Origin of the sequence: Dyella acidisoli, from assembly GCF_030160295.1 — a bacterium.
GTDB lineage: Bacteria > Pseudomonadota > Gammaproteobacteria > Xanthomonadales > Rhodanobacteraceae > Dyella_B > Dyella_B acidisoli.
In genome coordinates this window covers 24,045-47,151 of sequence record NZ_BSOB01000017.1, presented here as the reverse complement: position 1 = coordinate 47,151, position 23,107 = coordinate 24,045, and the positions used below count along the sequence as shown (strand labels likewise).

19 protein-coding genes are annotated in these 23,107 nt (G+C 59.6%); 6 read left to right on the top strand and 13 right to left on the bottom strand.

The features are described 5' to 3' along the window. Positions 1-218: 218 nt before the first annotated feature. The 6 genes from QQJ86_RS09670 to QQJ86_RS09645 form a co-directional block, all read right to left on the bottom strand. The gene (locus QQJ86_RS09670; RefSeq protein WP_284320729.1) at positions 219-1,217 is read right to left on the bottom strand and encodes a FecR family protein; all 999 of its coding nucleotides are present in this window, start codon (positions 1,215-1,217) and stop codon (positions 219-221) included. Further along, on the bottom strand, positions 1,217-1,741 hold the full coding sequence (locus QQJ86_RS09665) for an RNA polymerase sigma factor (RefSeq protein WP_284320728.1): 525 nt from the start codon (positions 1,739-1,741) through the stop codon (positions 1,217-1,219). Before QQJ86_RS09665 ends, QQJ86_RS09670 begins: the two co-directional genes overlap by 1 nt. Positions 1,742-1,757: 16 nt before the next feature. Continuing rightward, entirely contained in the window at positions 1,758-2,804 is a 1,047-nt protein-coding gene (locus QQJ86_RS09660) for a VirK/YbjX family protein (RefSeq protein ID WP_284320727.1), read from the bottom strand. Positions 2,805-3,077: 273 nt separating this feature from the next. Further along, positions 3,078-4,553, bottom strand: a complete 1,476-nt coding sequence (locus tag QQJ86_RS09655; protein ID WP_284320726.1) for an efflux transporter outer membrane subunit — start codon at positions 4,551-4,553, stop codon at positions 3,078-3,080. Beyond that, positions 4,550-7,726: an efflux RND transporter permease subunit gene (locus QQJ86_RS09650; protein WP_284320725.1), complete on the bottom strand. Its 3,177-nt coding sequence runs from the start codon at positions 7,724-7,726 to the stop codon at positions 4,550-4,552. The genes QQJ86_RS09655 and QQJ86_RS09650 overlap by 4 nt, the downstream gene beginning before the upstream one ends. Beyond that, entirely contained in the window at positions 7,723-8,847 is a 1,125-nt protein-coding gene (locus tag QQJ86_RS09645; RefSeq protein WP_284320724.1) for an efflux RND transporter periplasmic adaptor subunit, read from the bottom strand. The genes QQJ86_RS09650 and QQJ86_RS09645 overlap by 4 nt, the downstream gene beginning before the upstream one ends. A gap of 119 nt (positions 8,848-8,966) precedes the next feature. Between QQJ86_RS09645 and QQJ86_RS09640 the strand changes: the two genes are divergently transcribed. Next, on the top strand, positions 8,967-9,599 hold the full coding sequence (locus QQJ86_RS09640) for a TetR/AcrR family transcriptional regulator (protein ID WP_284320723.1): 633 nt from the start codon (positions 8,967-8,969) through the stop codon (positions 9,597-9,599). 70 nt (positions 9,600-9,669) lie between these two features. Here QQJ86_RS09640 and QQJ86_RS09635 read toward each other — a convergent pair whose 3' ends face one another. From QQJ86_RS09635 to cyoA, 5 genes are all read right to left on the bottom strand, one after another. Further along, positions 9,670-10,440, bottom strand: a complete 771-nt coding sequence (locus tag QQJ86_RS09635; RefSeq protein ID WP_284320722.1) for an SURF1 family protein — start codon at positions 10,438-10,440, stop codon at positions 9,670-9,672. Between the two features lie 160 nt (positions 10,441-10,600). After that, on the bottom strand, positions 10,601-10,999 hold the full coding sequence (gene cyoD / locus QQJ86_RS09630; protein ID WP_284320721.1) for a cytochrome o ubiquinol oxidase subunit IV: 399 nt from the start codon (positions 10,997-10,999) through the stop codon (positions 10,601-10,603). Next, positions 10,996-11,634 carry a cytochrome o ubiquinol oxidase subunit III gene (gene cyoC, locus QQJ86_RS09625; RefSeq protein ID WP_284320720.1) on the bottom strand — a complete coding sequence of 213 codons (639 nt, stop codon included), beginning with the start codon at positions 11,632-11,634 and terminating at the stop codon, positions 10,996-10,998. The genes cyoD and cyoC overlap by 4 nt, the downstream gene beginning before the upstream one ends. A 5-nt stretch (positions 11,635-11,639) precedes the next feature. Beyond that, entirely contained in the window at positions 11,640-13,598 is a 1,959-nt protein-coding gene (gene cyoB, locus QQJ86_RS09620) for a cytochrome o ubiquinol oxidase subunit I (protein WP_284321003.1), read from the bottom strand. A gap of 53 nt (positions 13,599-13,651) precedes the next feature. Then, positions 13,652-14,614 carry a ubiquinol oxidase subunit II gene (gene cyoA, locus QQJ86_RS09615; RefSeq protein WP_284320719.1) on the bottom strand — a complete coding sequence of 321 codons (963 nt, stop codon included), beginning with the start codon at positions 14,612-14,614 and terminating at the stop codon, positions 13,652-13,654. Between the two features lie 427 nt (positions 14,615-15,041). Here cyoA and QQJ86_RS09610 point away from each other — a divergent pair, with 427 nt between their 5' ends. Next, the gene (locus tag QQJ86_RS09610; protein ID WP_284320718.1) at positions 15,042-16,316 is read left to right on the top strand and encodes an MFS transporter; all 1,275 of its coding nucleotides are present in this window, start codon (positions 15,042-15,044) and stop codon (positions 16,314-16,316) included. Between the two features lie 318 nt (positions 16,317-16,634). Here QQJ86_RS09610 and QQJ86_RS22820 read toward each other — a convergent pair whose 3' ends face one another. Beyond that, the gene (locus QQJ86_RS22820) at positions 16,635-16,859 is read right to left on the bottom strand and encodes a terpene synthase family protein (RefSeq protein ID WP_425604583.1); all 225 of its coding nucleotides are present in this window, start codon (positions 16,857-16,859) and stop codon (positions 16,635-16,637) included. 571 nt (positions 16,860-17,430) lie between these two features. Between QQJ86_RS22820 and ahpC the strand changes: the two genes are divergently transcribed. The 3 genes from ahpC to QQJ86_RS09595 all read left to right on the top strand — a co-directional run bounded on the left by ahpC (position 17,431) and on the right by QQJ86_RS09595 (position 20,442). Next, the gene (gene ahpC / locus QQJ86_RS09605) at positions 17,431-17,994 is read left to right on the top strand and encodes an alkyl hydroperoxide reductase subunit C (protein ID WP_284320717.1); all 564 of its coding nucleotides are present in this window, start codon (positions 17,431-17,433) and stop codon (positions 17,992-17,994) included. A 161-nt stretch (positions 17,995-18,155) separates the two neighbouring features. Next, positions 18,156-19,745: an alkyl hydroperoxide reductase subunit F gene (gene ahpF, locus QQJ86_RS09600; RefSeq protein ID WP_284320716.1), complete on the top strand. Its 1,590-nt coding sequence runs from the start codon at positions 18,156-18,158 to the stop codon at positions 19,743-19,745. Between the two features lie 202 nt (positions 19,746-19,947). Continuing rightward, complete coding sequence (locus QQJ86_RS09595; protein ID WP_284320715.1) at positions 19,948-20,442, top strand: gluconokinase; 495 nt, start codon at positions 19,948-19,950, stop codon at positions 20,440-20,442. Positions 20,443-20,446: 4 nt separating this feature from the next. Here the strand turns inward: QQJ86_RS09595 and QQJ86_RS09590 are convergent, their stop codons facing one another. Beyond that, complete coding sequence (locus QQJ86_RS09590; protein WP_284320714.1) at positions 20,447-21,355, bottom strand: DMT family transporter; 909 nt, start codon at positions 21,353-21,355, stop codon at positions 20,447-20,449. A 161-nt stretch (positions 21,356-21,516) separates the two neighbouring features. Here QQJ86_RS09590 and QQJ86_RS09585 point away from each other — a divergent pair, with 161 nt between their 5' ends. Then, positions 21,517-22,914 carry an aminotransferase-like domain-containing protein gene (locus tag QQJ86_RS09585; protein WP_284320713.1) on the top strand — a complete coding sequence of 466 codons (1,398 nt, stop codon included), beginning with the start codon at positions 21,517-21,519 and terminating at the stop codon, positions 22,912-22,914. The last annotated feature ends 193 nt before the right edge of the window (positions 22,915-23,107 follow it).

The following is a 23,107-nucleotide window of genomic DNA, read 5'->3' as shown; positions in this document are numbered from 1 at the left end:
ACCAACCCCAACGTCAGGCAGCCGTAAGCTGGCAGCCAGGCGAACCGCCTCATAACTTGCGTCAACTCCGCGCGAAATCACGAGTGTGACATGGGTCATGACCGTTCGCACGAGTTCGCGGAAGACAGCTGACAAACGTTGGGTGGCTAGCTTGCATCAAGCTTTCGCGCTTGATTTTGGAGGCTTGCGGCGGGTTGGAGTTTGTGCCCCAACCGACGTCAGTGCTGCTCAGCGTGCCGCGCGTCAGAAAGCATGATTTGATCTGTCTCCTTGCTCACCCGCAACGGAAACACTTCCGGCAACGCGCCCACCCAGCTATCGATCGCATCCGTGCGAACCGTGCCCGTGTACGTCAATTTGTTCAGATCAGCATCGACGATATGCACCGGTTTGCTGGTGTAACGGTTCAAATTGGCAATCACCACGCCCAGCGGTTCGTCGATGAACTCCAAACGATCGTTGCGCCAAGCTGTCACCTGCTCAGTCGCCATGGTATCGACAGCCATGCCCGAAGCATTGGGATCGAAGGAAACGCGCTGGCCCGCAGTGGCTTCCAGCGTATTGCGTTGGCTCGCGCCCGTGCGCAGATCGGCAATCTCGACGCGCCCTTGCGTCACCGCGACCATCACCCGCTCACCGGTACGACGCACATCGAATGCAGTGCCGATATCGTGCACGGACACATCGCCCGCAGTCACCACGAACGGGCGGCTGTTGTCATGCACGACGTCGAAGAAAGCCTCGCCACCGCGCAATTCCACACTGCGTCGATCGCGGCCGTAATGCACCGTCAACGTGGATGCAGCACCCAGCGCCACCTTCGTGCCATCCGGCAGGCTGAAGCTACGGTTTTGCGCGACGGCACTCTGATAGGTCTGCGTGGTGTCGCCGGAAGCGAAGTGTGCCCAGCCGTAATAAACGGCGCCGGACAAGACGACCACTGCAATCGATGCTGCCGCTGCGAGTGGAAGCCAGTGCCGCCGCGGTGGAACAGGGCGTGCAAAGGCGTTGATCAGCGCCTGGCGCGATACACGATCGAGATGACCCAGTCGTTCGGCAAACGCATTCATGCGCTCGAACGCTTCCAGGTGCCGCTCGTCCTCGGCCGTCCACGCCAGCCATTGCTCGACCGTATCGCCGTCGGCATTGGGCTCACGTAGCCGTACCCACCAATCAGCGGCCGTTTGCACGATTTCTTCCTGTTGTTGATTTGCCATCACGGCACCTCCTTCTCATCGACGCGGGCGCGGCAATGAGCCAACGCATGGGCAACGTGGTAGCGCACCATGCGCTCGCTGAGTTTCATGGTTTGCGCGACGCTGCCGAAATCGCGCCCTTCGATCACATGCATCACAAACGCCTGACTGGCCTTGGCCGGCAACTCGCGCAGGGCGTGGCGAAGTCCGGCCACCTGCTCCACGGCCATCGCATGGTGGTCCGGGCTTTGCTCATCCATCGGCTCGTCCTGCGATTGCACGATGGCGAAATCACTGCGCACCTTGCGTTTGCGCAAGCGATCGATGGCCAGATTGCCGGCGATCTTGAACAGATAGCCGCGCAGGGAATCGACTTCCTCGCGGTTATCCATGGTCAGCATCCGCAGATACGCTTCCTGCGCCACTTCCTGCGCATCCGACAGCGAGTTGAGGCGACACTGCAAAAAGGCGATCAGCGCACGATTGTGCTCGCGAAACAGCCTTTCGATGTCGCTCACATGCACAGACAGCGTCACGGTGCTCATAGACCCTGATGGACCGTCAAAAGCGTGCCACAACGGCGAACGACGTGTGTGAGGACAGCGGGGCCAAGGCGTTGATCAGCATTTGCTCCGCTTCACGCCGCAGCGCCTCCCGGCGACGGAATGCGGAGCGGTGATTGCTCGACACCTCTGCCTCCGTCTTGTGCGTAAGCATGGCGGGCAACGCATACCAACCGCCGCCAGCACGCTGGCCATGCTGCTCTTCCCAGAATGCGTCGTAATCCGAATACAACGGACGGCCGCTGCGGCGCAGCGGGTGGGCTTCGTTGCTGATCGCTACCAACCGCTCAATGCCATAGTGCCGTGCAAAGGTGTAAACCAGTGACAGCATCAATTGCTTGGGGCGCATGCCGTGCAGATTGCGCGTAAGGTCGCGCACCACGTCCCTGGCGTTTTCGCCACGCGGACCTTGCAGGCAGCCGATCATCAGCGTCGGCAGTTCGTCGGCTACCGAGAACACGATGCTGTACAGCGGGTCTTCGTTCACGTCGCACAGCTGCAGGCAAAGCTCGCCCTCGCAGCCCTTGTAGATCGGCGGCCGCATGACCAGCGTCAGCAAGGAGCCGTCCTTGGCCGTGATGCTTCCCAGACTTGCGTGGCCCATGGCGTAGACCAGCTCGAACAAGCCGCGCGGCAGGTGCGCCCTCGCGAAACGGTAGTGCTGCTGCAGGTAGGTCAGACGATCGCGCCGATGCCAGTGCGCATTGACGTAGCGATGCATGTGCCGCTCCAGCAGGCGCGGATCGCGCCGGCGGTAGGCACGCATCACCCGGTCGGCACCAATGAAAGCGAGAAAGCGCTGGTGCTGAGCTCCCATGCACGCGCTGCGCACGAGATACTTCAGCGCGGTGGCGCTGCGCTTGTACCAGGGACCGGTCCAATCCTGACGATGGCGTAGTGAGTCCAGAAGATTCGCCAACGGGCCGGAGGGCACCGTTTCGGTAGACGGCGCTCGGCGCGGCTCCGGTAGGTAGGTGCCCGGCGCCAGGAAGGCTTCCAGGCCGATGCCCAGGACACCGGCGGGGGGATGATTGGGTTTGTTCAAGGCGTTCGTTCCATCGGGAAACAAGCAGTTCCCCTCTGAGACGTTTCAGCTTTGGGATTTTGAAATGGACTGAACGGGGCCACTCCTAGAAGGCATAACTGTCCGTAAAGCTTCGCCCTACCTTACCGTCGTCCCGGCGAAGGCCGGGACCCAGCGACTTGTAGATCGTCAAAGTCACTAGGCCCCGGCCTTCGCCGGGGCGACGGTAAGGTATAAGCAAACGCTTGGCGAAGTTGTATAGATATCTACTACCTGAAGGGACAGAGTCCACCTTCAACGCCGCGATTTTTCAGCCAGCGCCGTACCCTGCGGCGTCCCCATCGCCTGAAACAACGCCGCCGTATCCGCCAGACGTGCCGCCCTTGCCTGGATCTCCGTCAATCGCGCGTTCTGCCAATGCTGCTCACTCAGCACCATCGATGGATAAGAAACCGCCCCCAGGCGATAACGCGCATCCGCATTGCCGAAGGATTGCCGTGCCGACTCCGCCTGCACGTGCGCAGCTTGCAGCGTCAAGGCGTCCTGGTCCAACGCCGTCAACGTATCGGCGACGTTCTGGAACGCGTTGAGCACCGTCTGCTGATAGTCCGCGATCGACGCGTTGTAGCTCGCGATGGCCGCTTTGCGTTTCGCAATCAACTCGCCGCCGTGGAAGATCGGCTGCGTCAGCGAAAGCCCAGCGCTCCACACCGAACCCGCACTGGTGAACAGGCTTGAGGGCTTGAACCCCTCCGTACCTAGCGTGGCCGACAGCGAGATCTGCGGAAACAGGTTCGCCGTCGCCACGCCCACTTTCGCAGACGCGGCGTGCACCGCGGCTTCGGCAGCCAAAATGTCTGGTCGTTGATGCAGCAAATCGGACGGCACGCTCACTGGCACGTTTTCCGGTAGATGCAGATCCGACAGCGTCAAATTCGCCGGCGCTTGATCCGGTGTGCGTCCCAGCAACACGGCCAAGGCGTGCCTGGCCTTTTGCGCCTGGGCGCGCAGCGGCGGCAAGGAAGTGTCGACGCTTGCCGCCTGCTGCTGCAGGCTCAGCACGTCATCTTGCGATGCGGCACCCAGTCCGTGCGCGTGCACGGTCAAATCGGCCTGCTGGTGTGCCAGCTTGGAAAGCTGCTCGGTCGTGCGAACCTGTTCTTCCAGCGAAGCGGCGTTGATCGCTGCGATCACGATGTTCGCCGCCAAACTGCGCTTAGCCGCATCGAACTCGTAGGATTGCTGATCGACCTGCGCCGCCGTCTGCTCGATACCGTGCCGTGTCGCGCCGAACACATCGAAGTTGTAGCTAAGCGCCAGCTGCCCGGCGTAAACATCGTAGAGATTGGTCGGCGGTCCGAAACTGGGGAAGCCCAAGGCACGCTGACGACTGCTCTGCGCCTGCGCATCCAGTGACGGCAGCATGTTGGCGCCGATCTGCGCGCGCAGCAGCTGATGCGCGGCTTCCAGCGTGTGCTTGGTCGACGTCAGCGAAGGATTGTTCCTCAGCCCCTCTTCCACCCAGGCATTGAGCGTGTCGTTGCCATACTCGCGCCACCATTCCGGCACGGCGCGTTCGCCCAAGCTGAAGTGCTGCGCTACGCCATCCACTTTCGCGCTGTCGGCAGGCGTGGGCTCGGCCGTGTAGTGCGCCGGCGAAGGTGAAGCTGGCGGTTTGGCGGGCGGTGCGAAAGCACAGCCGGCCAAGCTCAGCGCCGCCATCAACGCCGTCATACGCAGCGCTGGAATGATCATGATTGCAGGCCTCATGTTGCAGCCTCCGGTTCGGTTGCAGGTTCATCGGCGCGCACGCGGAACCACGCGGCATACAGCGCTGGCAGATAGAACAGGGTGAGCACGGTGGCGACGGTAATGCCGCCCATCAGTGCCGTCGCCATTGGGCCGAAGAAGTTGCTGCGCAACAGCGGAATCAGCGCGAGCACAGCCGCCGCTGCAGTCAACGTGATCGGCCGGAAGCGCCGCACGGTCGCGCCGACGATCGCTTCCCAACGCGGATGACCGGCGCGAATATCCTGCTCGATCTGGTCCACCAGAATCACCGAGTTGCGCATAATGATGCCGAACATGGCGATCGTCCCGAGCATGGCCACGAAGCCATACGGCTGATGGAACAGCAGCAGCGCGAGGATCACGCCGATCAATCCCAGCGGCGCAGTCAGCACCACCATGAAAGTGCGGCCGACGCTTTGCAGCTGAATCATCAGCAATACCAGCACAGCCACCAACAACACCGGCATCTGCTCGTTCACTGAATTCTGGCCTTTCGCATTCTGCTCCACCGATCCGCCCACTTCGATGCGGTAACCGACCGGCAGATGGCTACGGATATCGGCAAGCTTCTTGTCGACGGTATTGGTAACGTCCAACCCCTGTGCGCCATTGCGCGTGTCGGATTGCACGATGATCGACGGCTGGCGATCACGTTCCCAGATCACGCCATATTCCAGTCCGTAGCTCACGTGACCCAGCTGCGCGAGCGGAATCGCCGTACCGCTGGAAGTGGGAATCGCCAACCGTTCGATCTGATCCGGGTGAACACGGTCGCCGTGTTCGCTACGCAAGTCCACCGCAATCAGCTTGTCGCGCTCACGGAACTGCGTCACCGTGGTGCCCGACAGATTCATCGCGAGGAAGTTGGCGATGTCCTGCGAAGTAAGACCCAACTGCCGCGCCTTGAATTGATCCACCTCGAAACGTACCGAGCGTTCGGCCGGTTCATCCCAATCGAACTGCACGTTGGTGGTATCGGGATTGGCGCGCATCACTGTCGCCACTTGCTCGGCAATGCCGCGCACCTTGGCGATATCGTCACCTTCCACACGGAACTGCACCGGGAAGCCCACGGGCGGACCGTTTTCCAGACGACTGACGCGCGTGCGCACCGCAGTGAAGTCACGCTTCAGTTCACCTTCGAGGAAACTTGCCAGCAGCTCGCGCTCCTTCACATCCTTTGTGGTGATCACGAACTGCGCAAAGTTGGGTTGCGCCAACTGCTGATCCAGCGGCAGGTAAAAACGTGGCGCACCACTGCCGACGAAGCTGACGAAGTTGATGATTTCCTTGCGATCCTTCAGCACCGTTTCGAAGCGTTGAGTTTCACGTAGCGTCGCTGCGTACGAGGCACCTTCCGGCAAACGCAGATCGACCAGCAATTCCGGGCGATCAGAGCTCGGGAAGAACTGCTTGGGCACCAAGGCGAAGCCAGCCATGGCGATCACAAACAGCACTACCGTCGAGGCCAACACCAGCCAGCGATTCCGCAGACAGGCATCCAACCAGCCACGAAAGCGGCGATAGAACGCGGTGTCATAGATCTCGATTTCTTCACCGTTATGCACCGGCTGCACAGCTTTGGCGGCACGCGCTTCATTCCAGCGCCTTGGCAGGAATCGCGCCCACCATTCCTGGCCCGGCTTGGCGCGCTCGTGGTGCTCCGGAAGCATGTGGTAGCCGAGCAGCGGAATCACAATCACCGCCGCCAACCACGACACCAGCAGTGCAATCGCCGAGACTTCAAAAATCGAGCGCGTGTATTCGCCCGTACTCGACTTGGCCAAGGCGATCGGCAGGAAGCCCGACACCGTCACCAGCGTGCCGGTCAACATCGGAAACGCGGTGCTGGTATAGGCAAACGCGGCAGCACGCACGCGTCCCCAGCCCTGCTCCAGCTTTACCGACATCATTTCCACCGCGATAATCGCGTCGTCGACCAGCAAGCCCAGCGCCAGCACCAGCGTGCCCAGCGAGACTTTGTGCAAGCCAATGCCGAGCATGTCCATGCACAACGCGGTCGCCGCAAGCACGAAGGGGATGGAAATCACCACCACCATGCCGGTGCGGAAGCCTAGGCTCAGCAAGCTCACCAGCAGCACGATCCCCACGGCTTCGGCCACCGATTCCAAGAAGTCGTCCACGGAATGCGAGACCGCATGCGGCATGCTGGTCACTTCCGATAGCGTCAAACCCGCAGGCAGGCGTTTCTGCAGATCGCCGATCTTCTTGTCCAGCGCCTCGCCCAGATGGATCACGTCGCCACCTGTTTGCATCGTGACACCGATGCCAAGCACCTGCTTGCCCATGAAGCGCATCGTTTGGCTGGGCGGATCATCGTAGCCGCGCTTGATGGTCGCGATGTCGCCTAGGCGGAAGCTCTTGCCGTTGATGTGCAGCAGCGTATTGGCCAGCGCATCGAGATCGTCCAACTGACCGCTCGGGCGCACGAATACGCGATCGTCGGCCGTGGTCAACACACCGGTCGACGCCACCGCATTTTGATCGTTGATCGCCTGCCCGATCTGCTGCGGGCTGATGCCGAGCTTGGCCAGCTTCGCATTCGCGACATCGATGTAGATGTGCTGGTTCTGATCACCAAAGTAATCGACCTTGGCGAGGCCCTGCACACGCAGCAGTTCCACGCGCAGCTGATCGGCGTAATCGTGCAACTGAGCGGGCGTGTAGCCCTCGCCTTCCAGCGCGTAAATATTGGTGTAGACGTCACCGAACTCGTCATTGAAGAACGGCCCCTGCACGCCTTGCGGCAACTGCGCGGCCATGTCGCCGACTTTCTTGCGCACCTGATACCAGGTTTCAGGCACGACCGCGGCGGGCGCGGAATCCTTGATGTTGAAGAAGATCAACGATTCGCCAGGACGCGAATAGCTGCGTAAAAAGTCGATATTCGGCGTTTCCTGCAATTTGCGGCCGATGCGATCGGTGATCTCCTCTTGCACTTGCTTGGCGGTTGCGCCTGGCCAGAACGTCTGGATCACCATCACCTTGAAGGTGAACGGCGGATCTTCCGACTGCGAGAGATTCTTGTACGACAGCAGACCGAACAGCGCGATCAGCCCCATCAGAAAGAACACCAGCGACTGATGGCGCAAAGTCCACGCGGAAAGATTGAAGCGTTCCTCGTGGCTCATTGCGGTGCGTCCTCAGGATGAGGCGGCGCAATCGGTGTCACTTTTTCGCCTGCGGACACCGCGTGCACACCCTGCATCACAATGCGCTCGCCCGCTTTCAAACCTTCGGTGATCAACACGTCATGTTCGCCGTAGCGCGCGACGGTGACTGGACGCAGATCCAACTTGGAATCGCTCGGCTGCACTACCCACACCGCTGGATGCTCGCCCTGATGGAACAGCGCAGTGGCCGGAATCGTGATCGCACTGTCGGACGATTTAACGCCTTCCAGCGCAACATCGGCCGTCATGCCGAGCTGCAACGATGCATCGGCGTGATCGACGGTCAGCTTCACCAGATACGTGCGCGACTGCGCATCGGCCGCTGGTGCAATTTCGCGAACGCGTGCTGCATACGTATGTCCCGGCAATGCAGGCAGCGTCACCGTCGCCGCTCGGCCGATGGCGATGTCGCCGACGCGGCTTTCCGAGACGTCGACGTACACTTCGCGCTCACCCGACTGAGCGAAGCCGAACACCGTCTGCCCCGCAGCAAGCACCTGCCCCACTTCGGCTTGGCGGCTGGTGATGATGCCGTCGTGATCCGCCACCAGCGTGGTGCTCTGTGCCAGTTTGTATTGCTGCCTAGCCTGGTCGCGGCCTGCCAGCGCGGAGGCGTAGCTGTCCTGCGTCTGCTGCAGTTGCAACTGGCTGATCAGGTTCTGCTTGAACTGCGCTTCGTCACGATCACGCTGCTGGGTGGCGAACAGCAGGCGATGCTCGGCCGCATCCAGCACTGCCTTGGCATAGGACAACTCCTGACTGGGATCGGCCGGATCGAGCAGCGCCAGCGGCTGGCCCTGTTTCACCTGCTCGCCCGGGTCGACATAGCGTTCGATCAGTCGCCCCGCCATGCGGAACGACACCGGCATCTCATAGCGCGCATGTACTTCACCTGGGAAACGGCCCGCTATCGAGCCATCGGTGGCCTTCACGGGCATGGCGATCACCGGCACGGCGGCGTCCGCATCGGGCGCTTTCCGGCCGCAGCCAGCCAGCAAAATCAGGCACATGGCCGCGGCAAGCGGCAGCCAGGCGTGCCGCGCCAGCCCGCGCGGCCCGGGGAAAGATGGATGACTCACAGACCGCTCCTGGGGAATTGAGGGGATCGTTAATACAGCGCTGGACTCTAATCCATATACGAATTCAAATACAACTATGTATTTAGATACACGTGCCATTCGTCGTGGTAAAGTGGCGCATGTCACGCAAACGACTTACCCGGGAAGAAAGCCGCGAACAGACCCGCACGCGCCTCATGGACGCGGCGGTGGCGGTTATCGTGAAAAAAGGCCTGAGCGGCACCAGCGTCGAAGACATCGCCGGACATGCCGGCTACACCCGTGGCGCGTTCTACTCGAACTTCAAGAGCAAGGCTGACCTGTTCATCGAGCTGCTCAAGCGCGATCACGGCCACGTCCAGGAGGATCTGCAGCAGCTACTGGACGCGGATCTTTCGAACGAAGCCCTGCAAATGCAGTTGGCCCAGTTCTATGGCCAGTGCTATCGCGATCACAACAGCTACGTGCTGTGGGCCGAGGCGCGGTTGCATGCGGTACGCGATACCAAATTCCGCCAGCGCATGAACACGCTGTGCCTGGAAAAGCGCGACATGATCGCCAGCTTCATTACGCTGTTCGATCAGCGCATGGGGCTGCAGCCATCATCCACGCCACCTACTGACCTCGCGCTGGCGATGATGGCGCTGATCGACGGCATGCTTTACTTCAACATGAGCATGCCGAACGAAATGTCCGATGAGGCCACCGGATCTGTACTGAGCACGATCTTCACTGCAACGTTTTTTGGTTTGCAGGCGAAGCAGACTAAGTAGGTTGGGTTACCCCGGACTTGATCCGGGGGTAACCCAACATGTTCCAACGGCATTGTTGGTTTACGCTGCGCTAACCCAACCTACGACGTAAGCGATACTCGTCGTAACCAACATACATACTCGCGCCCAACACCATCAGCGCAAGCAAGTACCAGGTGATCAGATAGCTAAGGTGATTGTTGGGAAAGTTGATCACCGTCTTGCCACCTTCCGGCCACTGGCCACTGCTCCCCGACGCTGCATCCGCATCCACGAAATAAGGCGCCACGTCGTGCAGGCCGCGAGCGGTGGCTATCGCGGCCACGTCGCGCGTATACCAGCTGTTGTGCGCCGAATCGTTGTGGCGAAACAACGTAGGGGCTTCAGACATGCGCAGCAAGCCCGTCACCGTTACCTCACCTGCTGGTCCTGGTACGCAATGGCCGTCGCGACCGCACCAGTCCGCAGGAGCGAAGCCTCGATTAACCAACACGATGGAGGCATCCGCCAAGCGCAAAGGTGTCATCACCCAATAGCCGCTGCCTTCATCGGTGGCTGTCCACACCAGCGTCTGGCGCTCATGCAGAAACACGCCGGTGAGGCGGACGTGCAGATATTCGTCCTTTTCGGCGGTTACCCCGGCCCATTGGTCGTGCGCAGGCAGCGCGATCGGCAGCGCGTGTACGCGTGAGTCAACGCGGGCGATAAGTGCGCGCTTCCAGGCAAGCCGGTGGACTTGCCAGTTGCCTAGGGAGATGAAACCAGTGAAAAGAGCTGCAGCCAATAAAGCGAGCAGAATTAGCGCAACCGGGCCGCGTGGAGCACGTGGCGCGTCGTAGTGGGAAGTGTCTTGAAGAGCCATGGCGACAATGATCGCATCTTATCGGCTCCGATATCTCACGCTGCGACACCGTAAACGTAACACCACGAGGTCGTCATTCCCGCTTTCGCGGGAATGACGGCAGCAAGGCAAGAGCGAGGATTTCTATGCCCCCTCTTCTCGAAAAAAAAAGGGACGACGTTCACGGCAAACTCCGCACGTCCTTCATCATCGACGGCATCATGTTCTGGTTGAGGTGGTACATGATCCAGATCGATCCGCTCAGCGTGATCACCACCAGCACGATGGTGAACACCAGAGCCAGCATGTTCCAGCCACCTTCGGACTTCGCGTTTAGATGCAGGAAATACACCATGTGCACCACGATCTGGACCGCGGCAAATAACAGGATGAAGGCGTCGGCCGGACCGGTCTTGGAGAACGCGCCGGACATCACCAGCCAGAACGGAAGAATGGTGAGGAAGGCCGCTGCCGCGAACCCTGTCATGTAGCCTTTAAGGCTGACGTGGATTTGCTCTACACCATCGTGAGCGTGCTCGTGATGACCGTCATCATGCGCATGCGGGGTGTGGTCGCTCATGACAGCACTCCCATCAGGTAAACGAAGCTGAAAACGCCCACCCACACCACGTCAAGGAAGTGCCAGAACATCGACAGGCACATCAGCCGGCGCTTGTTGGCGGGAATCAAGCCCTTTTTGCCCACCTGCACCAGCAGCACGATCATCCAGATCAAACCGCTGGTCACATGCAAACCGTGCGTGCCGACCAGGGTGAAGAACGAGGAAAGGAAGGCACTGCGCCCCGGACCCGCACCGATCGACACCAGGTGCATGAACTCCGTCAATTCCAGTGAGATAAAGCCGGCGCCCAAGAACCACGTAACGATCAGCCACGCCATCATCGGCCCGCGGCGATTTTGCTGCATCTCCAGCACCGCAAAACCATAGGTGATCGAGGACAGCAGCAGCAGCGTGGTGTTCAGTGCGACGATCGGCAGTTCCAACACCTCCTTCGCTGATGGCCCACCGGCATATTCACGACCCAGCACACCGTAGGCAGCGAACAGGCAGGCGAAGATCAGACAGTCGCTCATCAGGTACAGCCAGAAACCCAACAGCGTGGCATTTTCCGGATGATGATCTTCGGCCACGTGGAAGCGCAGCGCCTCTTCCGCGCCACTGCCCCCGCTTACGGTCATGGTCATGTCGGACATGGGCATCAGGCTCCGGCACGCGCTGTTTCAACGCGCCCTACTTCATCGGCAGGGATGTAGTAATCGCGGTCGTAGTTGAACGTGTGGTGGATGGCCACCGCCAGCAGCGCCACGAACGATATCGCCGCGATCAGCCACATATACCAAACCATGGCGAAGCCGAAGATAAGGCTCAGCACGGCCAGATAAACACCGGTACCGGTGTTCTTCGGCATGTGGATGGGCAGGAAACCTTCGACCGGCCGGCGCCACTTGTATTGCTTCATCTGCCACCAGGTATCTATGTCATGCACCTGTGGTGTGAAAGCGAAGTTGTACGGCGGTGGCGGCGAAGAGGTGGACCATTCCAGCGTGCGTCCGTGCCAAGGGTCGCCAGTGGTGTCGCGCAGCTTGTCGCGATGAAGAATGCTCACCGCGAACTGCACGATCATTGCCGCAATGCCGATCAAGATCAGGATCGCACCGAACGCCGCGATCTCGAACCATATCTGCAACGACGGATCGTCGAAATGGCGCAGTCGCCGCGTCACACCCATCAGGCCCAACCAATACAGCGGCATGAAGGCGAAATAGAAGCCGACCACCCAGAACCAGAACGAGACCTTGCCCCAGAACGGATCAAGCCTGAAGCCGAACGCTTTCGGGAACCAGTAATTGACGCCGGCGAACATGCCGAACAGCACGCCGCCGATGATCACGTTGTGGAAGTGCGCAATCAGGAACAGGCTGTTGTGCAATTCGAAATCCGCTGGCGGTACCGCCAACAACACACCGGTCATGCCGCCGATCACGAAGGTCACGATAAACGCCACCACCCATAGCATCGGCACGTCGTAGACGATGCGGCCACGGTACATGGTGAACATCCAGTTGAAGATCTTCGCGCCCGTCGGGATCGAGATGATCATGGTGGTGATGCCGAAGAACGAGTTGACGCTCGCACCCGAGCCCATGGTGAAGAAGTGGTGCAACCACACCAGGTAGGAAAGCACCGCAATCACGACCGTGGCGTACACCATCGATGCATAGCCGAACAAGCGCTTGCGGGAGAACGTGGAGGTGACCTCGGAGTACACGCCGAACGCCGGCAGCACCAGGATGTACACCTCCGGGTGTCCCCACACCCAGATCAGATTGACGTACATCATGTAGTTGCCACCAAGATCATTGGTGAAGAAGTGCGTGCCTGCATAACGATCCAGCGCCAGCAAGGCCAGCGTGGCGGTCAACACGGGAAACGCAGCCACGATCAGCACGTTGGCCAGCAACGCCGTCCAGGTGAAGATCGGCATCTTCATCATGGTCATGCCGGGCGCACGCATCTTCACGATGGTGGCGATCATGTTGATGCCCGATAAGGTTGTGCCGACACCTGCTATCTGTAACCCCCAGATCCAGTAGTCCACGCCGCTGTCCGGACTGGCAGGCAGCTCCGACAGCGGTGGATAGGCCAGCCAACCTGTGCGCGCAAAGACGCCGATGAACAATGACGCCATGACCAGCACGGCGCCGGATACGGTCATCCAGAAACTGAAATTGTTGAGGAAGGGAAAAGCAACGTCACGCGAACCGATCTGCAACGGCATGACAAAATTGATCAGGCCGGTGATGAACGGCATGGCGACGAAGAAGATCATGATCGTGCCGTGCGCGGTGAAGATCTGGTCGTAGTGATGGGCGGGCAGATAGCCCTCATGCGCACCGAAAGCAATGGCTTGCTGTCCGCGCATCATCAGTGCATCGGCGAAGCCGCGCAGCAGCATGATCAACGCCAGCACGATATACATGATGCCGATCTTCTTATGGTCCACGCTGGTGAACCACTCGCTCCACAGATAACCCCATTTGCGGTAGTAGGTGATCGCCCCCAGCACCGCGATGGCGCCTATCGCCACGCCGAGGAAGGTGAAGATCAGAATCGGCTCGTGATAAGGAATGTCATCCAGGGTGAGCCGTCCGAAAATCAGCTTGCCGAGGTCGGGAGAATGAAAAGTCATTGCGGCACCCGTGCTTCAGTTCACTGTGGATGAGCCATCGGCATGGCCGCATGGCTTTCGGATGAAACGGACGCCTCACCGCCCCCGCCGGAGTCCGGCACGCGCAACATGTTCATGCATGAAGGACCGGGCTGAACGCAGCGATTGAGGATGGATCGGTAAAGCCCTGGCGCTACGCTGCCGTAGAACTGCACTGGGTTGCGTTCACTCGGCGCTTCCAGCACTGCATACGCGGCTTGATCCAGCGTATCGCCATGGCTTTTCGCTTGCGCCACCCACTTGGCAAAGTCACCTTCGCTCATGCCGTGGAAGGTGAAGTTCATGTACGAGAAACCAGCGCCGCTGTAGTTGGCGGACATGCCCCAGTAGTCGCCAGGGTGGTTGATCACCGCCTGCAACGTGGTCTCCATGCCCGGCATCGCATAGATCTGGCCAGCCAGCGCGGGAATGAAGAACGAGTTCATCACGCTGGAGGCTGTGAGGTTGAAGTGGATGGGTCGATCCACCGGTGCCGCCAACTCGTTCACCACTGCAAGATTCTGCTCGGGATAGATGAAAAGCCATTTCCAGTCGAGCGCCACTACGTCGACTTCGAGCGGTTTGGTATCGACGGTCACGACACGGCCCGGACCGAGGCGATCGAGCGGACGGTACGGATCGAGCTTATGCGTGCTCACCCAGGTGATCGCGCCCAGCGCAATGATGATCAGCAAGGGCGCTGACCAGATCATCAGCTCCACGATGGTGGAATGATCCCACTCCGGATCGTAGTGCGCTTTTTGGTTGGATGCCCGGTAACGCCAAGCGAATACCAGCGTGGCGACGATCACCGGCACCACGATCAGCATCATCAGGATGAACGACGTGATGATGAGATCACGCTGCTGGCGCGCGACATCGCCGGACGGTGACATCAGCACCGTGTGGCAGCCCGTAAGCGCCGTAGCGAGGGCTAGCAGTAGCAGTCCGCGGAGAGTCTTCATGGACATGACCGACGCAACCGAATGAAAAGGGGGTACTGCTGTGCCGACAAGGTACGCCGATCGGCGGCCCTTACGCAAATGGTCTGTCGACTGCCAGGGATGGATCGTTGGATTTCGCATATCTGCCATGCGTCTGTAACGTACGAACATCGCAACGATGCCGGCAAACGTCACTCGTGAGCGTATTGAATCGCAAGGTGATGGCTGGGTGAGTCCCCCATTCGGGTGAAAGGGGCGCGCGCGTTTGCTCCAGCGGCATAACATACGTGGCGCAACACACGGCCTGCAAAAAAATAGACCTAAACATCCCTAGCCTTGGCGGCATAACGGTGCCATGCTGTATCTGCCGCACCCTATCCGAGTAACGACGATGTCAACTACGTTTGAGGATCAGCGCGAACCAGCGGGCCTATCCCCGGAAGACCTCGTGCGCATTCACGCCCACGCCCGATTGGCGCCAGGCGAAATCGCCGTCGGCGTCATCGTTGGGCGAACTGCGGAATATTTCGACTTCTTTGTGTTCGGCATCGCCTGCGTGCTGGTGTTTCCGTCGGTATTCTTTCCCTTCGAAAGCCGGCTGGACGGCATGCTGCTGTCGTTCGCGATCTTCTCGCTGGCCTTCATCGCGCGCCCGCTTGGCACCACGCTGTTCATGTCGTTCCAGCGACGTTGGAGCCGCGGCACCAAGCTCACTATCGCCATGTTCCTGCTCGGTAGCGCTACCGCCGGCATGGCTTTCCTTCCCAGCTACAACACGATCGGCGGATGGGCCATCGGCCTTCTGACTTTTTTCCGCATTCTGCAAGGCGTCGCAATGGGCGGCTCATGGGATGGCCTGCCGTCCCTGCTCGCACTCAACACTCCGCCTGAGCGACGCGGCTGGTATGCAATGCTCGGACAGCTCAGCGCACCGATCGGCTTTCTGATCGCCAGCAGCCTGTTCCTGTTCCTGCATAACGAACTCGCTACGGACGACTTCATCGAATGGGGTTGGCGCTATCCCTTCTATGTCGCGTTCACCATCAACGTCGTGGCGCTGTTTGCCCGTCTGCGTCTGGTGGTCACAGAGGAATACACCCGCGCCATGGAAGAACGCGAGCTGCAGCCCATCGGCATCATCGACATGCTGCGGCGACAGGGTTACAACATTTTCGTCGGCGCCTTTGCAGCACTGGCGAGCTACGCGCTGTTTCACCTCGTGTCCATCTTCCCGCTGTCGTGGATCGTGCTCGGCACCACGCAAACCGTAAGCGCGGTACTGACGGTGCAGATCGTCGGCGCACTTGTCGGCATCTGCGGCATGATCGCTTCCGGGGTTATCGCTGACCGGATCGGGCGACGCACGATGCTGGGCACAGCAGCCACACTCATCGGCGTCTTCGCATTGTTCGCACCGTGGCTGCTGGGTGGCGGGCATGCAGCGCAAGACGCCTTCATCATCGTGGGTTTTGGATTGCTGGGTCTGTCGTACGGACAAGCAGCCGGCAGTGTGACGTCCAACTTCGAAATTCACATGCGCTATACCGGTGCTGCGCTGACGTCCGACTTTGCGTGGCTGATTGGTGCTGCGTTTGCACCGCTGGTTGCGTTGGGATTATCAGCGCGATTCGGGTTGGTAGCAGTGAGCTTGTATTTGCTCTCGGGCGTGGCGTGCACATTGATTGCGTTGCGCGTGAACAAAGCACTAGCAGCGCGGGAGTGATGCTGTAACTCTTTCCAACCGAGGGTATACGTTACTTCGCAAGGGTGACGGCGCACGATTGCGAACCAAACACTCTGCCAGTGCGCCGCGGCCCAAGCAGGCCTGGATGACAATCCCAGCGTTGGGAAATCGCTAGATAGCTGAGATTGTCACCTCAACCTACGAGCTAATCTCCTCGGACCGCAGAGCTCTAAGAAAGATCATCATGCTTGGCCGCCTCGTAACAAGGTGAACCAAAGTGCCAATCGTAGTTACCGCGAACGTACGCACGGGTCTCGCTAAGCAAACGCATTAACGTTGAATTGTCACCACGCTTCCTCACCTTCGCTTCCAGCGCCAAATGGCGCTCAATAGTCCAACCTCCTTATCGAGCGCATCCCGCAGCGAAAGCCTGCGCTCGCGCATTAACATGCTGACAATATTTATGGATGATCCCTTGGCTTCCTTTGAATAGGAAAAGATGTCGTTGCAGGGGCAGAGAAGGAGACTGGAAAGTTTGCGCAAACGATGAACATCCTCATCGTTGTAGATATTCTCGGGCACTGGCCGCAGGGCACAACCTCTCGTAGGCGACACCTAGATATACACGGGCACAGCATTCGGCAACCTTGCTATTAAGAACGCCGTTCGCTTACGGGACACCCTCGAGCAACCCGTGACCCGAAACGTGCAAACACCATCCTTCCATATCCCATCACAGGCGAGACATGCAAACGATCAACGTTGTTGCTGCTGCATGGCTCTTGCTTTCCTTGCGTCACCGCACAAGCGCGCGTTTCCTCCACTCACATCGCGCAAAACCGGCGCGATGTGAGCGAACCCTTTGACAGGCACTGAATGGACGGCATGCTATGTTGTGCCGTCTTAAAGCGGTGTTCCCTGTGCGTCGAGGAATTTTCCCGTGGAACAAAACGGGATCGAGTCGTGTTTTCTTCGCGTGACGAAGCGATCGATCTCCAGGAACACGCTGGCGGCGCAGTAATAGAAGGAATGAACCACGGAGCGATAGATAGTGCCAATGATTTTCATCCCAACAATCAATTGGCTCTTTCAATAGACGCCCCTTACCCTTGCAAACCAATCCCCTTACCAACCACTCAACGGAAAACAGCAGATGTCGCTGATCAACACCGAAATCAAACCGTTCAAGGCCACCGCTTACAAGGATGGCAAGTTCATCGATGTGACCGAAGCCACCCTGAAGGGCAAGTGGTCCGTGGTCGTGTTCTACCCGGCCGACTTCACCTTCGTGTGCCCGACCGAGCTGGAAGACCTGGCCGACCATTACGCCGAGTTCCAGAAGCTGGGCGTTGAGATCTACGGCGTTTCCACCGACACGCATTTCTCGCACAAGGCATGGCACGACACCTCCGATGCGATCAAGAAGGTGCAGTACCCGCTGGTGGGCGATCCGACCGGCACGCTGACCCGCAACTTCGACGTGATGATCGAAGAAGAAGGCCTGGCGCTGCGCGGCACCTTCGTGATCAATCCGGAAGGCCAGATCAAGCTGTGCGAAATCCATGACAACGGCATCGGCCGCGACGCGTCCGAACTGCTGCGCAAGGTGAAGGCCGCGCAGTACGTGGCTTCGCACCCGGGCGAAGTGTGCCCGGCGAAGTGGAAGGAAGGCGCTTCCACCCTGAAGCCGTCGCTGGACCTGGTCGGCAAGATCTAAGTTTCAAAGCTTGGCGATGCCCGCAACGGGACATCGCCGCGGGCCCGACATCCCCCTCCCGCCGGGCCCGCACCTTTTACCTCGAGCAGATGCCTCCCATCCATGTTTCACCGGATGTAGGAGGCGTCTACTCCAAATTCAGGCATTGATGGAGAAGAACCATGCTGGACAACGATCTGAAAGAACAACTCAGGGCCTATCTCGAAAGGGTGACCCATCCGATCGAGCTGGTCGCCTCCGTCGATGACAGCGCGCCCTCGCAGGAATTGCTTGGACTGCTCCGCGATATCGAATCGCTTTCGCCGCAGGTGTCACTGCGCACGAACGGTCACGAGTCGCGCAAGCCTTCGTTCGCGATCAACCGCGCCGGCACCGATGTAAGCGTTCGCTTTGCCGGCATCCCGATGGGCCACGAGTTCACCTCGCTGGTGTTGGCGCTGCTTCAAGTCGGCGGTCATCCGTCGAAGGTGGCGCCAGAAGTGATCGAACAAGTGCGCAATCTCGAAGGCGAGTACGTCTTCGAAACCTTCATGTCGCTCAGCTGCCACAGCTGCCCGGATACGGTGCAAGCGCTGAACCTGATGAGCGTGCTGAACCCGAACATCAAGCACATCGCCATCGACGGCGCACTGTTCCAGGACGAGGTGAACGAGCGCCAGGTGATGGCCGTGCCCACCGTGTTCCTCAACGGCCAGCCGTTCGACCAAGGTCGCCTGACGATCGAACAGATAGCCGCGCGCCTGGACAGCGGTGCCGCACAGCGTGATGCGGAGAAACTCAACGCCAAAGCGCCGTTCGAGGTGCTGGTGGTGGGTGGTGGCCCTGCCGGTGCCGCGGCGGCTATCTATGCCGCACGCAAGGGCATCCGCACCGGCGTGGCAGCCGAGCGCTTCGGCGGCCAGGTGCTGGATACGATGGCGATCGAGAATTTCATTTCGGTCTCCTATACAGAAGGCCCGAAGCTGGCCTCCGCGCTGGAAAACCATGTCCGCGAATACGACGTGGATGTGATGAACCTGCAGCGCGCCGAGCAACTGATTCCCGCGCAGGAAGAAGGCGGATTGATCGAGGTACGCCTGACCAGCGGTGCTTCGCTGAAGGCGAAGACCGTGATCCTTTCTACTGGTGCACGCTGGCGCAACATGAACGTGCCGGGCGAACAGGAATATCGCAACAAAGGTGTCACTTATTGCCCGCACTGCGACGGCCCGCTGTTCAAGGGCAAGCGCGTAGCGGTGATCGGTGGCGGCAACTCCGGCGTGGAAGCAGCGATCGACTTGGCCGGCATCGTGGATCACGTCACGCTGTTCGAATTCGACAGCAAGCTGCGCGCGGACGAAGTGCTGCAACGCAAGTTGCACAGCCTGCCGAACGTAAAGGTGATCATGAGCGCGCAGACCACCGAAGTGGTCGGTGACGGCCAGAAGGTGAGCGGCCTTACCTATACCGATCGCACCAATGGTCAGAGCCACCGCGTGGACCTGGAAGGTGTGTTCGTGCAGATCGGCCTGCTGCCCAACACCGAATGGTTGAAGGGCTCGGTGAAGCTGTCGCCGCGTGGCGAAATCGAAGTGGATGCACGCGGTGAAACCTCGATACCGGGTGTGTTTGCGGCGGGCGATGTCACGACCTCACCGTACAAGCAGATCGTGATTGCGATGGGCGACGGCGCGAAGGCGTCGCTGAGTGCGTTCGATTACTTGATCCGTTTGCCGGTTACGGTTGTAGAAAAAGAAGAAATGGCTGCCTGAGCTTTTGCCCCCTCTCCCCTCCGGGGAGGCCATTTCCTCTTTCCCTTTTCCCAAGGGAAAAGGGGTGGGGTGATGGGCCAACCTCGCCCGACGTTCAACTGCGTGCAAGAATCAAACCCATACATGCGCGCGCCACCATGAGCTTCCCCTGCAAACCTAATCACATAACCCAACCCATCTCTCCAAAGGAGGGATGGGCTTGATGCGTGCCATCGTCATCATGGGAGTGTCCGGCTGCGGCAAATCGACCGTAGCCGAAGCCATTTGCCAACGCACCGGCGCGCATCTGATCGAAGGCGACGCTTTCCATCCACCTGAAAACATCCGCAAGATGAGCAACGGCATTCCGCTCACCGATGCCGATCGACAGGGCTGGTTGGAACGACTGGCACAGGAATCTATCCATCAATTGCGTTTATCGGAACGCGTGGTACTCACCTGCTCCGCACTCAAGCGCCGTTACCGCGAAACCTTGCGCGGCACAGTACCGGATCTAGGTTTCGTGTTTCTGGCGTTGACGCCCGAACAGGCAGCAGATCGCGTAGCGCATCGTAGCGGCCATTTCATGCCAGCCTCGTTGATCGAAAGCCAGTTTCGCGATCTGGAACCGCCGAGTGATGAGCCGTCGGTGTTGACGATGGATGCAACCCAACTTGTCGATGCGATCACCGATGAAGTGATCGCATGGTGGCCTTGAGGGATTATGTGTTACGCGCGAGCGCACGCTTACCTGAAACACCAAGCGTCCATTTCAAATTCACACCAAGCGTACCAAGCACGATCAGGCCTAGCCCGCTCAACTGAATAACAGCCAGGCGATGACCGTACAACACGTAATCAAGCAACAAGGTCACCAGCGGATACACGAACGCCATCACCGCGATCGTCACCACCGGAAGACGCGGATACGATGTGTAGAACAACACATACACAATCCCACTGTGGATCACGCCCAAACCCGCCAGCCACCACCAATGCGTTCCCCAGTGCAGCGCCGTCGAGCTGGAAAACCACACCAGCATCGCCACACCCACCCAGCACTGGATCATCACCAGCGCAAACGGCCGCTGCTTGCCGACCTTGCGCGACATCAGTAGCGAAGCGCCGCATAGCAACGCAGCCAAGAACGTAAGGCCGATACCGATGAGATAAGACCGGTCGGCGCTGTGCCACATGCGCATCGGGTCGGCCGAGCACGCCACACCAATAAAACCGATCAAGGTCCATATCAGGTCCGCCGGGCGCGTGCGCTCGCCTTGCAGCAGCGCCGCCAGGATCAGCATCACAAACGGAAAGAAGTGATACACCATCGTCGCGACGCCGATGGACGAACGCGCCATGCCGGCAAACAGGCAGACCCAGTTCAGCACCAGCAGCACGCCGCTGAGGATTGCGCCACGGATCAACACACGCTCTTGCCACAGGCCACGCAAATGGCCGCCCGCCAAACCCCATCCAAGCAGAAACAGGCCACCGAACAGGCATCGGTAGAACACGGCAGTCACCGCATCCTGACCGCTTTCGTGGACGAAGACGCCGACGGAACCGATGAGGATTTCGGCGAAGAGCAACTGGGCTAGTGCGGTGCGGTTGTTGTTTTGTTCGAGCATGGTCCGGTGCCAGTTATTTCACGACGCCTCAGCCAGCCCCTCCCCCAGCTTGCAGAGGGAGGGGGCAGTCTGCGCAAGGCTGGAAACCAACGTAGACCACTCGCTCCGACCAATACAGATTCAGATAAGATCCATTTTGACCAGTACAGTTGAAACCACTCATGCTGCTCTACGAACAACTAGCCACCCAGCTACGCACTCAGATCACCCAAGGCGCGCTGCGTGCCGGCGAGCGCCTACCCTCCATCCGTCAACTTGCGCGCAGCCACGACGTAAGTATCGCCACGGCAGTACAAGCCTGCCTGCAACTCGAGCGCGAAGGCTTGGCGCAGGCGCGACCGCGTTCCGGCTATTTCGTACGTGCCGCTGCCCCGCTTCCACCTGAAGCACGCCCGTCGCGCCGGCGCACGCCCGGTAACGTCAGCAACCCGATGCTGCAAGACGTGCTGGACATGCTTGCGCGCAGCGATCTGTTGCCATTGCACAGCGCCACGCCGTCGCCTGCGTTGTTGCCACAAGCAGCGCTTACTGCGTCGTTGTCGCGTTGCCTGCGCCATGCGCCCACGGCAGCGCTGGATTACGCACCGCCGCAAGGTCATCTCGCGTTGCGTCGGCAGATCGCGCAACGCTATGCGCAAGTAGGCGTAACGGTTTCACCAGACGAGATCGTCATCACCGCTGGTGCGATGGAAGCGATCAGCATCGCCTTGCGTACGCTCACCCAACCCGGCGACGTAGTGCTGGTGGAAGCACCGACCTATCACGGCATTCTGCAAGCGGTGGCGGCGTTGAAACTGAAAGTGCTGGAGGTGCCGAACCTGCCAGATCGAGGCATTGATGTGGCACGGCTGGAGCAGTTGTTGCAGCAGAACAAAGTACGCGCAGCCGTACTGGTGCCCAACTTCAATAATCCACTCGGCAGCTTGACCGACGATGCCGCCAAGCAAGCCCTGTTGAAGAGCTGCGCGCGACATAAAACCGTCGTTATCGAAGATGATATCTACGGCGAACTGGCCTGGTCAGGACAACGACCGTCGCCGCTGCGGCGCTGGGACAAACACGGCAGCGTGATCACCTGCGGTTCGTTTTCGAAGATCCTCGCACCCGGCTTGCGCGTGGGCTGGATGGTGGGCGGCGACTGGACCGAGGCGCTGTTGCGAACCAAATATTTTTCCACCGTCGGCAGTGCCAGCCTGCCGCAGCTTGCGCTGGCCGACTACCTGCAACGTCACGATCTGCAGCGTCATCTGCGCCAGCTATGCCGTGCCCTCGCCGACAACGCGCAGCGCATGCACCAGGCGATTGCACACAATTGGCCCAAATCAACGCGCGCATGTACGCCGCAAGGCGGGCTTTCACTATGGCTGCAATTGCCCGGCGTGAATACGCAACGATTATTTGAATTAGCACTGCGCGAAGGCATCGGCACCTCGCCAGGCATGCTGTTTTCCAGCCGGGGCGATTATGGTGATTGCTTGCGGTTGAGCTGCGGACTGCCCTGGAACGACAAGCTCGATCACGCCTTGCGTCAATTGGGACAACTGGCGTCTCACTGCTAATCAACTCGCGTAGCCCGGGATGAAATCCCAGCTTTCTTGTGGCTTCTGATGCTGGGATTTCATCCCAGCCTATACACGTAATTTGTATTTAAAAAATCATCCGTTGGATTTGCACCAAATAAGCGCGCCATTGCACCAATTACGCGCGAAAATAAAAAACTGTGTCAAATTCATCTCAATGAGATGTCGATCT

What these genes read in the sequence shown, in the direction of transcription:
- QQJ86_RS09670 (WP_284320729.1), bottom strand. Translation starts at nt 1,217, where the DNA reads ATGGCAAATCAACAACAGGAAGAAATCGTGCAAACGGCCGCTGATTGG.
- QQJ86_RS09665 (WP_284320728.1), bottom strand. Translation starts at nt 1,741, where the DNA reads ATGAGCACCGTGACGCTGTCTGTGCATGTGAGCGACATCGAAAGGCTG.
- QQJ86_RS09655 (WP_284320726.1), bottom strand. Translation starts at nt 4,553, where the DNA reads ATGAGGCCTGCAATCATGATCATTCCAGCGCTGCGTATGACGGCGTTG.
- QQJ86_RS09650 (WP_284320725.1), bottom strand. Translation starts at nt 7,726, where the DNA reads ATGAGCCACGAGGAACGCTTCAATCTTTCCGCGTGGACTTTGCGCCAT.
- QQJ86_RS09640 (WP_284320723.1), top strand. Translation starts at nt 8,967, where the DNA reads ATGTCACGCAAACGACTTACCCGGGAAGAAAGCCGCGAACAGACCCGC.
- QQJ86_RS09635 (WP_284320722.1), bottom strand. Translation starts at nt 10,440, where the DNA reads ATGGCTCTTCAAGACACTTCCCACTACGACGCGCCACGTGCTCCACGC.
- cyoD (WP_284320721.1), bottom strand. Translation starts at nt 10,999, where the DNA reads ATGAGCGACCACACCCCGCATGCGCATGATGACGGTCATCACGAGCAC.
- cyoC (WP_284320720.1), bottom strand. Translation starts at nt 11,634, where the DNA reads ATGTCCGACATGACCATGACCGTAAGCGGGGGCAGTGGCGCGGAAGAG.
- cyoA (WP_284320719.1), bottom strand. Translation starts at nt 14,614, where the DNA reads ATGAAGACTCTCCGCGGACTGCTACTGCTAGCCCTCGCTACGGCGCTT.
- ahpC (WP_284320717.1), top strand. Translation starts at nt 17,431, where the DNA reads ATGTCGCTGATCAACACCGAAATCAAACCGTTCAAGGCCACCGCTTAC.
- ahpF (WP_284320716.1), top strand. Translation starts at nt 18,156, where the DNA reads ATGCTGGACAACGATCTGAAAGAACAACTCAGGGCCTATCTCGAAAGG.
- QQJ86_RS09595 (WP_284320715.1), top strand. Translation starts at nt 19,948, where the DNA reads ATGCGTGCCATCGTCATCATGGGAGTGTCCGGCTGCGGCAAATCGACC.
- QQJ86_RS09590 (WP_284320714.1), bottom strand. Translation starts at nt 21,355, where the DNA reads ATGCTCGAACAAAACAACAACCGCACCGCACTAGCCCAGTTGCTCTTC.
- QQJ86_RS09585 (WP_284320713.1), top strand. Translation starts at nt 21,517, where the DNA reads ATGCTGCTCTACGAACAACTAGCCACCCAGCTACGCACTCAGATCACC.